Below are 14,027 nucleotides of genomic sequence, written 5' to 3'. Positions count from 1 at the left end.
GTGTTGCGCGATAGTGCAAAATATGAACCGCCATGGTGCAATTAGTGCTGCATCATGGTGCAATTTGCGGGGGGACGGAGTTTGGTGGACGATGCGGATGGGGAAGTGTTGCGCGATAGTGCAAATTATAGATTGTCATGGTGCAATAAGTGCTGCATCATGGTGCAATCCACGGGGGAACGGGAGTCGGTCGGACGATACGGATGGGGAAGTGTTGCGCGATAGTGCAAATTATGGATCGTCATGGTGCAATAGGTGCTGCATCGCAGTGCAATTCGCGTGGGAATCAGCGTCAGTCGGGAAAGCCCGGCGCTTAGCGCGAACATGCCGCGGCGCCGGACGAACTACGTCGCATGCGCCGGCGACCCCTCGAGGCCACGCTCGCGGTATTGTCCTGGCGTCATGCCCTGCTCGCGCTTGAAGACGCTGCAGAACTGCGCGTCGTTCGAGAAGCCGCACTCCATCGCGACGGCGGAGACCGACAAGCCCGTCTGCCGCAGCAGCTTGCAGGCGTGCTCCAGCCGCTTGTTGACGACGTATTGGCCGGGCGAAAAGCCGGTGCGCTCCTTAAACAGATGCCGGTATCGGTCGTAGCTGTAGCCGGCGAGCGCGGACAACGAGGCGAAGTCGATCTTCTGCGAGAAGTGCTCGTTCATATAATTCAGCGTATATTGAAAAGGGTCCTCCGCCGCCGGCGGCGCCTCGGCCGGCAGCCGGCGCTCGAGCTCGACGGCGAGCTGGCTTGCGAGCAAGTCGAGCATGCGGCCGAAGCGGGGGCGCTGCCCCTGCAGCTCCTCGAGCATCCGCGCGAGATGCGGCAGCAGCGGCTCCGCCCCGGCGTCGCGGAAGACGCCCTCGGGCAGCGGCGGCAAGGCCGACTCCGGCAGCGCGAAGCCGACGCAGACGACGTCGGCCGCGGCGGTTCGCCGCTCGTCGTGCAGCGTATGCGGCCGCACGAGCGCGAAGTCGCCCGGTCGGTACGCCCATTCGCGCCGCCCGATCCGCGTCAATCCCTCGCCGGCGACATAGTAGACGAGCTCGTAGCACCGGTGCCGGTGGAACGGAATCGTCTCCTCCGCGCGCCGATCGACGCGAAACAGGAAATCCAGCGTCGCTTCCATCTCTGATCCCTCCATCGGAACGTCATAGCCAAATCATACAATAAAAGGACCGATTCGTGATACCGTAACGGTCCGTTTTTATTTATGATGTAGAAGGAAACGGACCAAATCATGATACGGAGGGACTACGTATGACGACTTATCCCGCGATCGACGAAGAACGGCTGATCCGCCATCTGCGACACCCCGGAAGGAAGATCCGGATGGTGCTCGATACCGATACGTTCAACGAAATCGACGACCAGTTCGCCGTTACATACGCGCTTACGTCGCCGGACAGCGTCGCCGTCGAAGCGCTGTACGCCGCGCCGTTCTTCAACGAGCTGTCGACGGGACCCGCCGACGGCATGGAGAAGAGCTACCAAGAAATATTGAAAATATTGCCGCTCCTCGGCAGAGAAGACGTGCCCGTTTACCGCGGCTCGACGTCGTATTTGCCGAAGGAGGAAGGCTTCGTCGAAAGCGAGGCCGCCAGCGACCTCGTCGAACGGGCGCTCGCGAGCGACCCGTCCGATCCGCTGTACGTCGTCGCGATCGGCGCGATTACGAACGTCGCGTCGGCGATCCGGATGGAGCCGTCGATCGCAGGCCGCATCGTCGTCGTTTGGCTGGGCGGACACGCTTTCTCATGGCCGGACACGAGGGAGTTTAACCTGTACCAAGACGTTCCCGCCGCCCGCGTCGTCTTCGACTGCGGCGCCCCGGTCGTCTTGGTACCGTGCATGGGCGTCGCGTCGCATTTGCACACGTCGCTTTCGGAAATTCGAGATTACGTCAAGGATTCCGGCCCGATCGGCGAGTACCTGTACGAAACGTATAAGAACTGCGCGAAAGACCATTACGCCTATACGCGCGTCATCTGGGACATCTCGACGATCGCTTGGCTGGCGAACCCGGACTGGGCGCCCAGCTACCTGGCGCCGAGCCCGCGCATCTCGGACGACGGCCGCTGGATTCAAGATCCGACCCGGCATCCGATTCGGTACGTCCGCCATCTGCACCGCGACCCGATCTTCCGGGATTTGTTCCGCAAGATCGCCGGGGGAGCGCGGACGGAATGAAGACGCCGAACATCGTCGTCGTCGGGAGCCTGAACATGGATCTCGTCGTCTCCTCCCGCCGGATGCCTCGCGTCGGAGAGACGATCGAAGGCGAAGCGATCCACTACATCCCCGGCGGCAAGGGGGCGAACCAGGCGGTCGGCTGCGGCAAGCTCGGCGCGAACGTCGCGATGATCGGCGCGGTCGGCGACGACGCCTTCGGCTCGCAGCTGATCGACGGGCTGGGCCAAGCCGGCGTCAAGACGGACGCGGTCGCCAGGCTGCCCGGCGTGCCGACCGGCACCGCCACGATCCTGCACACGCCCGAAGATAACTGCATCGTCATCGTCCCGGGCGCGAACGCGCACGTGTCGCCGGACGCGATCGAACGGTCGCGCGCGATCATCGAGGCGGCCGACCTGCTGCTCGTGCAGCTCGAAAATCCGCTGCCCGCCGTCGAGCGCGCGCTCGCGATCGCCCGCGCCGCCGGCGTCGCGGCGATCTTGAACCCCGCCCCGGCGAAGGCGCTGCCGGACGAACTGATCGCGCTCGCCGACTGGGTGACGCCGAACGAGACGGAGTTCGCCGCGCTCGTCGGCGAATCCGATGCGGGCGCCGTCCAAGACGACGCGTCGCTGGCCGCGGCGATCGAGCGCTGGGAGGCGCGGTACGGCAACCGCCTCGTCGTGACGCTCGGGAGCCGCGGTGCCGCGACCGCCTTGGACGGGCGGCTCGTCGTCGCGCCGGCGCCGCGCGTCACCCCCGTCGACACGACGGGGGCGGGCGACTGCCTGAACGCGGCGTTCGCCTTCGGCATCGCCTCCGGCCAGCCGGCCGAGGACGCGCTCGCGTTCGCCGTACGGGCGGCGTCGCTGTCCGTCACGCGCTTCGGCGCGCAGGCCGGCATGCCGACGCGCGCGGAAGTCGAAGCCGCGTTCCCTGAGGCGCCGCGGGGGACCGACGCATGAGGCCGATCGCCATCGGCGCGGTCGACGGAGAGACGCGGTGCAAGCATTACCGCGGGCCGACGGACGTCATCGCGATCAAGTTCAAGTGCTGCGACAAGTATTACGGCTGTTATTATTGTCACGAGGAGGCGGCCGGCCATCCGCCGCTCCGATGGGAGAGCGGCGACCGCCGGACGAAGGCGGTGCTGTGCGGCGGCTGCGGCGAGGAGTTGACGATCGACGCGTACCTCGCGTGCGGATACGCGTGCCCGAGCTGCGGCGTCGGCTTCAACCCGAGGTGCGAGGCGCATTATCCGCTGTATTTCGCGTTCGCCGGGAAGGAATAGGTATAGGAATTCTTTCCCTTTTCGAAATCGGGCGTTCGGGTTATGATGTAGAAGTCGGGCCCGACGAAAAAGAAGGAAAGGGGTTGATCGGTGTGGTAAACCAAACAGAGGTGATCTTCGTCTAACGACGAGGATCGCCTTATAACGGGGGAGGCTTCGGCCTCCCTTCCATATAACTTGGAGCACCGCCGTACCTGTGGAGGCTAAGCATCCACGGTTTTTTCGCTTTACTTAAGGGAGGGCGAACCCCGTACAATACAAGAACGCGAAGGACGTGCTTCCCCCGCGTCTCTTGAGGGAGCTGCAGCAGTTCGTGCAAGGCGAATTGGTGTACATTCCTAAGAACGCCGAACGGCGCGCCGGATGGGGCGAGCTGAGCGGCGCGAGGCGTCAGATCGCCGAGCGCAACGAGGAGATCAGCCGCCGGCACGCGAGCGGATGGACCGTCTCGGAGCTCGAGCGGAAGTATCATCTTTCGGGGGACAGCATTCGGAAAATTTTAGTGAAAACGAAATGAAACATACATGAGAAGCCGCCGTCCGTGCGTTGAACGGATCGAGCGGCTTCTTTGCGTGAACGGGAAAAGCTCCCGCTTATGTGGAGGAGGAGTGCCGTTTCGGAATCGTCGGAGCAACTCACTACAGCTCGCGGCGGGCCGCGCGGAGGCGGAATAGTCGGAGCAACTCCGACTACAGCTCGCCCCTGGCCGCGCGGAAGCGAATTAGTCGGAGCAACTCCGACTACAGCTCGCGGCGGGCCGCGCGGAGGCGGAATCGTCGGAGCAACTCCGACTACAGCTCGACCCTGGCCCCGCGGAAGCGGAATAGTCGGAGCAGCTCCGACTACAGCCCGCCCCTGGCCCCGCGGAAGCGAATTAGTCGGAGCAACTCCGACTACAGCCCGGCCCTGGCCCCGCGGAAGCGAATTAGTCGGAGCAACTCCGACTACAGCCCGGCCCTGGCCCCGGGGAAGCGAATTAGTCGGAGCAACTCCGACTACAGCTCGCCCCTGGCCCCGCGGAAGCGAATTAGTCGGAAAAACTCCGACTACAGCCCGGCCCTGGCCGCGCGGAGGCGGAATAGTCGGAGCAACTCCGACTACAGCTCGCGCCTGGCCGCGCGGAGGCGGAATAGTCGGAGCAACTCCGACTACAGCCCGGCCCTGGCCGCGCGGAGGCGGAATCGTCGGAGCAACTCCGACTACAGCTCGCGCCTGGCCGCGCGGAGGCGGAATCGTCGGAGCAACTCCGACTGCGCGACAACATTTTCCACTTTCCGTCTAGTCGCGCCTTGAATCCCGTGTTATAATCCAAATGAAGTAAGTTAAGCGCTTACCCTATACGAGGCGTTATGTATGATTCCGAGCGCGGCACATATTTATGCAAAGGAGAGCTCCCATTGAAGACGTTGAACATCGGCGTGATCGGCGCGGGCCGCATCGGCAAGCTGCACGCCGAAAACTTGGCCGGGATGAAGTCGGCGCGACTCCATATCGTGTCCGATTTATTCATCCGCGGACAAGAGCAATGGGTCCGGGACATCGGCGGACCGAAGACGACGGAGAAGTATGAAGACGTGCTGAACGATCCGGAAGTCGAAGCGGTGTTCATCTGCTCGTCGACCGATACGCATGTGGAGATGATCGAGAAGGCGGCGCTCGCGGGCAAGCATATTTTCTGCGAGAAGCCGGTCAGCTTCGACGTCCAGGAGACGAAGCGGGTGATGGACGTCGTGGGGCGATGCGGCGTGCTGCTGCAGACGGGCTTCAACCGGCGCTTCGACGCGAATTTCCGCAAGGTGCGCGAGCTGGTAAGCGGCGGCGCGCTTGGCGAACCGCATGTCGTTCGCATTACGTCGAGGGACCCGAGCCCGCCGCCGTACGATTACATCCGCGTGTCGGGCGGATTGCTGTTCGATATGGCGATTCACGACTTCGACATGGCGAGGTTTTTGTCCGGCAGCGAAGTGGAAGAGGTGTACGTGAAGGGCGCCGTTCTGGTCGATCCGGAGATCGGCCGATTGGGCGATATCGACACCGCGGTGACAACGCTTACATTCGCGAACGGGGCGATCGGCACGATCGACAACAGCCGTTCGGCCGCCTACGGGTACGATCAGCGGGTAGAGGTGTTCGGCTCGAAGGGCATGGTCACGGTGAAGAACGACTTCGACCATTCGGCGGAATGGAGCACCGCGGAAGGCGTGTTCGGCGATAAGCCGAAGCATTTCTTCTTGGAGCGCTATCAGCAGGCGTACAAGGCGGAGACGGAAGCGTTCGTGCGAAGCGTCCTCGAAGGGAAGCCGACGCCGGTCGACGGCAACGACGCGCTGCAGGCGGAGCGCATCGCGTGCGCCGCGAAGCGTTCGCTGCTCGAAGGGCGGCCCGTGAAGCTGTCGGAGATCGAATGATGTTTTTTTGACGTTAGGTTAAGCGGTTACCCCAAACCAACCGCGACAATCGAATGAAGGAGTGAAGAACATGGGAACGACGGTACGGCTTACGATGGCGCAGGCGCTGCTCCGGTTCCTGGATCGGCAATACGTGTCGATCGACGGCGAGGAGCATAAGTTCGTCTGCGGCGTCATGGGCATCTTCGGACACGGCAACGTCACCGGCATCGGCGAGGCGCTCGAGCGAAGCGAGAACGGCCTGCCTTACATCCAGGGGAAGAACGAACAAGGGATGGCGCACGCGGCGGTCGCCTTCGCGAAGCAGCGCAACCGACTGCAAATTTACGCTTGCACCTCTTCGATCGGACCGGGCGCGCTCAACATGGTGACGGCGGCGGCGACGGCGACGGTCAACCGCATTCCGGCGTTCTTCCTGCCCGGCGACATCTTCGCGACGCGGCAGCCGGACCCGGTGCTGCAGCAAGTCGAGCATCCGATGGATTACACGGTGTCGGCGAACGATTGCTTTAAGCCGATCAGCAAATATTGGGACCGCATCACTCGGCCGGAGCAGCTCATGTCGTCGGCGATCCACGCGATGCGCGTGCTGACGGACCCGGCGGAGACGGGAGCGGTGACGCTCGCGCTGCCGCAGGACGTGCAGGCGGAGGCGTACGATTATCCGGAGGAATTTTTCCGGAAACGCGTCCACCGCATCGAACGGCGGCAGCCGTCGCGCGAGGCGCTCGCCGAGGCGGTCGCGCGGATCGCCGCAAGCGCGAAGCCGCTGCTCGTGGTCGGCGGCGGCGTCCACTATTCTTTGGCCGCCGCGGAGACGCTCGCGTTCGCCGAGGCGTTCGGCATCCCGATCGCCGAGACGCAGGCGGGCAAGAGCGCCGTTCCGTGGAATCACCCGCTCTACATGGGCGCGATCGGCGTCACCGGTTCTTCCGCGGCCAACGCGCTGGCGAAGGCGGCGGACGTCGTCATCGGCCTCGGCACGCGCTTCGCCGACTTCACGACTGCCTCGAAAACCGCCTTCCGCTCGGACGCGGCCTTCATCTCGGTGAACGTGGCCGGCTTCGACGCCGTGAAGCTTGACGCGCTCGCGCTTCTGGCCGACGTCAAGGCGGCGCTCGAGGCGTTGACTCCGTCGCTTGCGGGGCGAGGCTACCGGGCCTCCTATGAGGAGAATGCCTTGCGCACGCTGAAGGGGGAATGGGACCGGGAAGTGGATCGGCTCTATGCCGCGGAGCTGCCGGAAGGGCTCTCCCAAACCCGCGTGCTCGGCGAAATCAACGAAGCGATCGGCGAGGACGCCGTCATCGTATGCGCGGCAGGCAGCCTGCCGGGCGATCTGCACCGTCTCTGGCGGAGCGCGAAGCCGAAGACGTACCACATGGAATACGGCTTCTCCTGCATGGGCTACGAGGTGGCCGGCGCGTTCGGCATTAAGCTTGCGGAGCCGGATCGGGACGTGTACGCGGTCGTCGGCGACGGCAGCTACCTGATGCTCCACAGCGAGCTGATCACAAGCCTTCAGGAAGGCCGGAAAATCAACGTGCTGCTGCTCGACAATCACGGCTTCCAGTGTATTCACAACTTGCAGCGCGCGAACGGCAGCGACGGCTTCGGCAACGAGTTCCGTTATCGCAGCGCGGATACCGGCGCCTTGTCCGGCGATTACCTGCCGATCGACTTCGCCGCGCATGCCCGCAGCATGGGCGTCTCGGCGTACACGGCGACGACCGTCGACGAGCTGAAGGCGGCGCTCGAAAGCGCGAAGCGGGACGCGGTCTCGACGCTCATCCATATCCCGGTCCTGCCGGGTACGAACACCGACGGCTACGGCTCGTGGTGGCGCGTCGACGCGGCGGAGGTTTCGACGGACGAGAAGGTGCTGGCGTCGCGGGAGGCGTGGACGGAGCGGATGAAGACGGCGAGGACGTTGTACTAAGCGGAAGGCTCGTATTGGAAAAAGAGGAGGAACGCGCGATGGCGATGCCGTCATTTTCGGAATGGAAACTGGGAATCTCGCCGATCAACTGGGTGAACGAGGACGTGCTGGCGCTCGGCGATCATTACACGTTCGAGGATTTGCTGAACGACTTCGAACGACTCGGCTTTCGCGCCACGGAAAACTGCCGCAAGTTCCCGAAGGATCCCGCGGAGCTCAAGGCGCGGTTGGCCGAGCGGAACATCCGGCTCACGTCGCAGTGGAAGGGCGTGCTGTTCTCCGACCGCTCGCGCCGCGAGGAGGAGCTGGCGGCGTATCGACGCCACGTCGAGTTTCTGCGCGAGATGGGCAGCGAGGTCGTCGTCACGTGCGAGCTCGGCGGCTCGATCACCGGCGATCCGCGCCGGCCGGCCGGCGTGAAGGACGTGATCCCGCCGACCGACGAGGAATGGAACGCGATGGTCGAAGGGCTGGAGGAAGCGGGCCGCATCTGCCGGGAATACGGGATGAAGCTCGTCTATCACTACCATATCGGAACGATCGTCGAGAAACCCGAAGAAATCGACCGGCTTATGGCGACGACGCATCCGGAGCTCGTGCACCTGTTATTCGATACGGGGCACGCCTTTTACGGCGGCGCGGATCCGCTCGCGGTGCTGAACAAGCACGCGGACCGGATCGCGTACGTCCACCTGAAAGACGTGCGGCAAGACGTGCTCGAGCGGGTGCGGGGCGAGGGGATTCGTTTTCAAGATGCGGTCATTCAAGGAGTGTTCACGGTGCCGGGAGACGGGGCGATCGACTTCGCGCCGATTTTGGATCGGCTGTTCGCCGTCGGCTACGACAGCTGGATGATCATCGAAGCGGAGCAGGATCCCGCCGTGGCCGAACCGAACGCTTACGCGGAGAAGGCGATCGCGTACCTGAGCGGGATCGCGTCCAAGGCGGAGCAAGGAGGCGTCGCCGGATGACGAAGCTGACCGTTCCGAGCGGCGCGCCGGACGCGGAAGGCCGCGTCGTCGCCGTATCGCCGGAAAGCGCGGGCTGGACGTACGTCGGCTTCGAGGTATTTACGCTGGAAGCCGGCGGGCGATTGACCAGAGACACGGGCGACCGGGAAGCGTGTCTCGTGCTCGTAAGCGGCCAAGCCGACGTGCGGACGAAGGAAGCGGAGTTCGCCGGCATCGGGGAGCGCATGTCCGTGTTCGAGGGGACGGCGCCCTATGCCGTCTATGTGCCTTCCGGAGATCGATTCGAAGCGACCGCGCTGACGCGGCTCGAGCTCGCCGTCTGCACGGCGCCCGGCAAGGGATCGTTCCCGGCCCGGCTGATCGCGCCCGGCGACGTCGGCGTCGAGCAGCGCGGCTACGGGGAGATGGAGCGCCGCATTCACAACATTTTGCCCGAACAGAAGGAAGCGGACAGCCTGCTGGTCGTCGAGGTGTTCACCCCGAACGGGCATTGGTCCAGCTATCCGCCGCACAAGCACGATCAAGACGATCTGCCGCGGGAGTCGTTCCTCGAGGAGACGTACTATCACCGCATCGACCCCGATCGCGGCTTCGCGATCCAGCGGGTGTACACGGACGATCGGTCGCTCGACGAGACGATTATAGTGAAGGACGGCGACGTCGTGCTCGTACCTAAGGGCTATCATCCGGTGTCGGCGCCTCCGGGCTACGACGTCTATTATTTGAACGTCATGGCCGGTCCGACGCGGACGTGGAAGTTCCATAACGATCCGGACCACGAGTGGCTGATGAACCCGGACCGCAATCGGAAGTAAATCGCAAGCGAAGGAGGAAGGGTACGATGTCGTTGTTATCATTCGAACCGAACCGTCCGCTCGACCTGATCGGCCTCGGCCGGCTGTGCGTCGATCTGAACGCGAACGAAATTCACCGGCCGATGGAGGAGACGCTCAGCTTCACGAAGTACCTCGGCGGCTCCCCCGCCAACATCGCGGTGGCGTCCGCGAGGCTCGGGCTCCGCACCGGCTTCATCGGCAAGGTGTCGAACGACCAGTTCGGCCGGTTCATTATGAAGTACTTAGAGGACACGGGCATCAATACGGAAAATGTCCACGTCGACCGCACCGGCGCCGTCACCGGCCTTGCGTTCACGGAAATCAAGTCGCCGACGGAATGCAGCATCTTAATGTACCGCGACAACGTCGCGGACCTGAAGCTGGAACCGTCGGAAGTAAGCGAGGACTATATCGCGAGCGCGAAGGCGATGCTCGTCTCCGGGACGGCGCTCGCGAAGAGCCCGTCCCGGGAAGCGGTGTTCGTCGCGCTCGAATACGCGAAGAAGCATAACGTCGTCACATTGTTCGACATCGATTACCGTCCGTGGACGTGGCAATCGAAGACGGAGACAGGCGTCTATTGTCGGCTCGTCGCCGAGAAATGCGACGTCATCGTCGGCGGCCGCGACGAGTTCGATCTGATGGAGACGGCCGTCGGTCCGCTTCGGCAGGACGACAGATGGACGGCGGACCATTGGCTCGGCAAGGGCGCGAGCATTATCGTCGTCAAGCGCGGCGGCGACGGCTCGACGGCGTATACGAAGGACGGCGGCGAGTACAAGGGCTCGACGTTCCCGGCGAACGTCGTGAAGACGTTCGGGGCGGGCGACTCGTTCGCGGGCGCGTTCATCTACGGCATCATGAACGGCTGGGACATTCCGCGCTGCCAGGAGTTCGGCGCCGCGTCGGCGTCGATCGTCGTCTCGAGCCACAGCTGCTCGGACGCGATGCCGACCGCGGAGCAAATTCAGGCGCGCATCGACCGCTTCCGGGCGGAGGGGATCTGACCGCTATGCTCGCATCGATGAAGGAGATGGTGGAGGAAGCGGCCGGGCGGCCGCGCGCGGTGCCGGCGTTCAACGTCTTCGGCTACGAGGACGCGATCGCGGTCGTGCGCGCCGCGGAACGGCTCGGGGCGCCGGTTATGCTGTCGACGAACGTCGTCGCGCTCGCGCACATGCCGTTCGCGGTGTTGGCGCCGATGCTGCTGACGATCGCGCGCGAGGCGAGCGTGCCCGTGTGCGTCCACCTCGACCACGGCAAAGATTACGCGACCGTCGAGCGGGCGATCGCGTTCGGATATCCGTCGGTCATGTTCGACGGGTCGCAGCTTCCGCTTGCGGACAACATCGCGGAGACGAAGCGGATCGCGGCGCTCGCCCGGGCGCGGGGCGTGTCGTTCGAAGCCGAGATCGGCTCGGTCGGCTACAGCGATCCGTCGCTCGGGCTGAAGCACGAATACACGGACCCCGACGAAGCCGGCAGGTTCGTCGCGGAGACGGGCGTGGACGCGGTGGCGGTGTCGATCGGCACGGTGCATCGGATGGAATCGCAAGGCGCGAGCATCGATTACGACCGGCTGGCCGCCATCGAGGCGCGCGTCGGCGCGACGCCGCTCGTGCTGCACGGCTCCACCGGCGTCAAGGACGAAGACCTGCGCCGTCTCGTCCGGCATAGATTCGGGAAAATCAACATCGGCACGGCGCTTCGCATGGCGTTCGGGCGGACGCTGCGGGAGGAGATGGAGGCGCGTCCGTCCGAGTTCGACCGCATCAAGCTGTTCGCGAAGCCGATGGAGGCCGTAACGGCGGAAGCGCTCCGGAAATTCGAAATCCTCGGTTGGGGGAAGGAGTAGGGAGATGATGACCATACAGAACATTCAGAACTATATCGGCGGCGCATGGACGCCGTCGGCGTCGACGATTCGCGACGACGTGCCGAATCCGGCGACGGGCGAGACGATCGCCACGGTGCCGCTGTCTTCGAAGGCGGAGCTCGACGCGGCCGTGCGCGCGGCGAAGGACGCGTTCCAAGATTGGAAGAAGGTGCCGGTGCCGCGTCGCGCTAGAATCCTTTTCAAATATCAACAGCTATTGGTCGAACATTGGGACGAGCTGGCGAAGCTCGTAACGCTCGAAAACGGGAAAAGCTACACGGAAGCGTACGGCGAAGTGCAGCGCGGCATCGAATGCGTCGAATTCGCCGCCGGGGCGCCGACGCTTCTGATGGGCAGCCATCTGCCCGACATCGCGACCGGCATCGAATCGGCGATGTACCGGTACCCGGTCGGCGTCGTCGGGGGCATCACGCCGTTCAACTTCCCGATGATGGTGCCGTGCTGGATGTTTCCGCTCGCGATCGCTTGCGGCAATACGTTCGTATTGAAGCCGTCGGAGCGGACGCCGCTCACGGCGAACCGGCTCGCGGAGCTGTTCGCCGAGGCGGGGCTGCCGGCCGGCGTGTTCAACGTCGTGCACGGGGCGCGGGACGTCGTGAACGGCCTGCTGGAGCACCCCGACGTGTCGGCGATCTCGTTCGTCGGGTCGCAGCCGGTGGCCGAGTACGTGTATACGTCCGCGGCGGCGGCAGGCAAGCGGGTTCAGGCGCTCGGCGGGGCGAAAAACCATTCGATCGTGCTGCCGGACGCCGACCTAAGTCTTGCCGTAAAAGAAATTACGAGCGCCGCGTTCGGCTCGGCCGGAGAGCGCTGCATGGCGGCTTCCGTCGTCGTCGCGGTCGGCGGCGTCGGCGACGCCTTGGTCGAGAAGCTCGTCGAGGCGGCGCGAGCCCTATCCGTCGGCGACGGGATGGAGCCCGGCGTCTTCCTCGGGCCGGTCATCCGCGAGGCGCATAAGGCGCGGACGGTGCAGTACATCGAGGCGGGCGTACAGGAAGGCGCGACGCTGGCGCTCGACGGGCGGGAGCATGCGAGGGCGTCGGAGCCCGGCTACTTCCTCGGCCCGACGATCTTCGACCATGCGCGCGCCGGGATGACAATTTGGAACGACGAAATTTTCGCTCCCGTCCTGCAGATCGTCCGGGTCGAGACGCTGGACGACGCCGTCGCGCTCGCGAACGAATCGGAATTCGCGAACGGGGCGTGCTTGTACACGAACGACGCGCGGGCGATTCGGCAGTTCCGCGAGTCGATCGACGCGGGGATGCTCGGCGTGAACGTCGGGGTGCCGGCGCCGATGGCGTTTTTCCCGTTTTCCGGCTACAAGAAATCGTTCTATGGCGACCTTCACGCGAACGGCAAGGACGGGGTAGAGTTTTACACGCGCAAGAAAATGGTCGTCGCCAGGTACTAATCGGCGCCCGCTTTTCTGGTACAATAGTAGGAAAATCGACCGGAACGACGGCGACGACGAGGTAGATAACGGATGGCAACGATTTATGACGTGGCGAAGGAAGCGGGCGTATCGATCGCCACGGTGTCCAAGGTCATTAACGAAACGGGAAGAATCAGCGACAAGACGCGGCAGCACGTCCGGAGCGTCATGAAGCGGCTCGACTACCAGCCGAGCTTGGTGGCGTCGGCGCTGACGAAGAAGCGGACGAACACGATCGGGCTCCTGCTGCCCGATCTCGGCAACCTGTTCTTCGCGGAGGTGGCGCGCAGCGTCGAGGATCGCGCTCACGAGAAGGGATATAACGTCGTTATTTGCAGCACGGACAACGACGCGGACAAAGAGGAGAAATACCTCGCCTGGCTTCGGCAGAAGCGGGTGGACGGCATTATTCTCGCCACGGGCATGCAGAGCGACAAGTCGGTGAAGTCGCTGCTCGACGCGAGGCTGCCCGTCGCGTTGATCGCGCGGGAAAGCCGGCGCCTGTCCGTCGACACGGTGCGGGTCGACGACTTCCGCGGGGGCTACCTCGCGGCGTCCCATCTCGTCGAGCTCGGGCATACCCGGATCGCGGTCATCGCGGAAAATCTGAGCGTGTCCAGCAGCCGGGAGCGCGTGGAAGGGTACAAGAAAGCGTTGGAGGAAGCGGGATTGGCCGTCGACGAGGCGCTGATCCGCATCAGCTCCTTCGATATCGAGGGCGGGAAGGAGGCGGCCCGGCAGCTGCTTGAGCTGACCGAGCCGCCGACGGCCGTCTTCGCGTGCAACGATCTGCTCGCGATCGGCATCCTGCAGGTGTGCCGGGCGATGGGACTTGCGGTGCCGGCGCGGCTGTCGGTCGTCGGCTTCGACAACACCTTGATCGCGTCGCTCGCGGAACCGCCGCTGACGACGATCGCGCAGCCGATCCCGGAGTTGGGAAGAGAAGTGGTCGATCTGATCACGCAGGAGATTCACGGGGAGAAGCAAGCGAAGCAGCGGGTCGTGCTCGACCCTCGATTGATTCGCAGAGGGTCGACCGCGTCCGCGCCCGAGCAGGCGCCCCGCTGAAGGGGCGGCCTCCTCGAG

12 protein-coding genes and 1 pseudogene are annotated in these 14,027 nt (G+C 64.3%); 12 read left to right on the top strand and 1 reads right to left on the bottom strand.

The genetic code is table 11. The features are described 5' to 3' along the window. Positions 1-344 precede the first annotated feature (344 nt). The gene (locus FE782_RS24785) at positions 345-1,121 is read right to left on the bottom strand and encodes an AraC family transcriptional regulator (protein WP_158299531.1); all 777 of its coding nucleotides are present in this window, start codon (positions 1,119-1,121) and stop codon (positions 345-347) included. Between the two features lie 131 nt (positions 1,122-1,252). Between FE782_RS24785 and FE782_RS24780 the strand changes: the two genes are divergently transcribed. The 12 genes and pseudogenes from FE782_RS24780 to FE782_RS24725 all read left to right on the top strand — a co-directional run bounded on the left by FE782_RS24780 (position 1,253) and on the right by FE782_RS24725 (position 14,009). Beyond that, on the top strand, positions 1,253-2,182 hold the full coding sequence (locus tag FE782_RS24780) for a nucleoside hydrolase (RefSeq protein WP_138197046.1): 930 nt from the start codon (positions 1,253-1,255) through the stop codon (positions 2,180-2,182). Continuing rightward, the gene (gene rbsK / locus FE782_RS24775; protein WP_138197045.1) at positions 2,179-3,129 is read left to right on the top strand and encodes a ribokinase; all 951 of its coding nucleotides are present in this window, start codon (positions 2,179-2,181) and stop codon (positions 3,127-3,129) included. Before FE782_RS24780 ends, rbsK begins: the two co-directional genes overlap by 4 nt. After that, complete coding sequence (locus tag FE782_RS24770; protein ID WP_138197044.1) at positions 3,126-3,455, top strand: CHY zinc finger protein; 330 nt, start codon at positions 3,126-3,128, stop codon at positions 3,453-3,455. Before rbsK ends, FE782_RS24770 begins: the two co-directional genes overlap by 4 nt. 268 nt (positions 3,456-3,723) lie before the next feature. Then, a pseudogene (locus FE782_RS24765) lies at positions 3,724-3,972 on the top strand (CD3324 family protein); the annotation flags it as partial. Between the two features lie 880 nt (positions 3,973-4,852). Beyond that, positions 4,853-5,863 (top strand): inositol 2-dehydrogenase, encoded by a 1,011-nt coding sequence (gene iolG, locus FE782_RS24760; protein WP_138197042.1) that lies wholly within the window; start codon positions 4,853-4,855, stop codon positions 5,861-5,863. Between the two features lie 70 nt (positions 5,864-5,933). Then, the gene (gene iolD / locus FE782_RS24755; RefSeq protein WP_138197041.1) at positions 5,934-7,802 is read left to right on the top strand and encodes a 3D-(3,5/4)-trihydroxycyclohexane-1,2-dione acylhydrolase (decyclizing); all 1,869 of its coding nucleotides are present in this window, start codon (positions 5,934-5,936) and stop codon (positions 7,800-7,802) included. Positions 7,803-7,840: 38 nt separating this feature from the next. Continuing rightward, on the top strand, positions 7,841-8,773 hold the full coding sequence (gene iolE, locus FE782_RS24750; protein ID WP_439116456.1) for a myo-inosose-2 dehydratase: 933 nt from the start codon (positions 7,841-7,843) through the stop codon (positions 8,771-8,773). Continuing rightward, complete coding sequence (iolB, locus tag FE782_RS24745) at positions 8,770-9,588, top strand: 5-deoxy-glucuronate isomerase (protein WP_138197040.1); 819 nt, start codon at positions 8,770-8,772, stop codon at positions 9,586-9,588. Before iolE ends, iolB begins: the two co-directional genes overlap by 4 nt. Positions 9,589-9,614: 26 nt before the next feature. Next, entirely contained in the window at positions 9,615-10,616 is a 1,002-nt protein-coding gene (gene iolC, locus FE782_RS24740; protein ID WP_138197039.1) for a 5-dehydro-2-deoxygluconokinase, read from the top strand. A 5-nt stretch (positions 10,617-10,621) separates the two neighbouring features. Beyond that, on the top strand, positions 10,622-11,464 hold the full coding sequence (locus FE782_RS24735; RefSeq protein ID WP_138197038.1) for a class II fructose-bisphosphate aldolase: 843 nt from the start codon (positions 10,622-10,624) through the stop codon (positions 11,462-11,464). Positions 11,465-11,468: 4 nt separating this feature from the next. Further along, positions 11,469-12,920, top strand: coding sequence for a CoA-acylating methylmalonate-semialdehyde dehydrogenase (locus FE782_RS24730; protein WP_138197037.1), 1,452 nt, complete (start codon positions 11,469-11,471; stop codon positions 12,918-12,920). 72 nt (positions 12,921-12,992) lie between these two features. Continuing rightward, positions 12,993-14,009, top strand: coding sequence for a LacI family DNA-binding transcriptional regulator (locus FE782_RS24725; protein ID WP_138197036.1), 1,017 nt, complete (start codon positions 12,993-12,995; stop codon positions 14,007-14,009). Positions 14,010-14,027 lie beyond the last annotated feature (18 nt).

The organism is Paenibacillus antri, assembly GCF_005765165.1.
In the GTDB taxonomy this organism is placed as follows: Bacteria; Bacillota; Bacilli; order Paenibacillales; family YIM-B00363; genus Paenibacillus_AE; species Paenibacillus_AE antri.
This window is presented reverse-complemented; position numbering and strand designations above follow the sequence as displayed.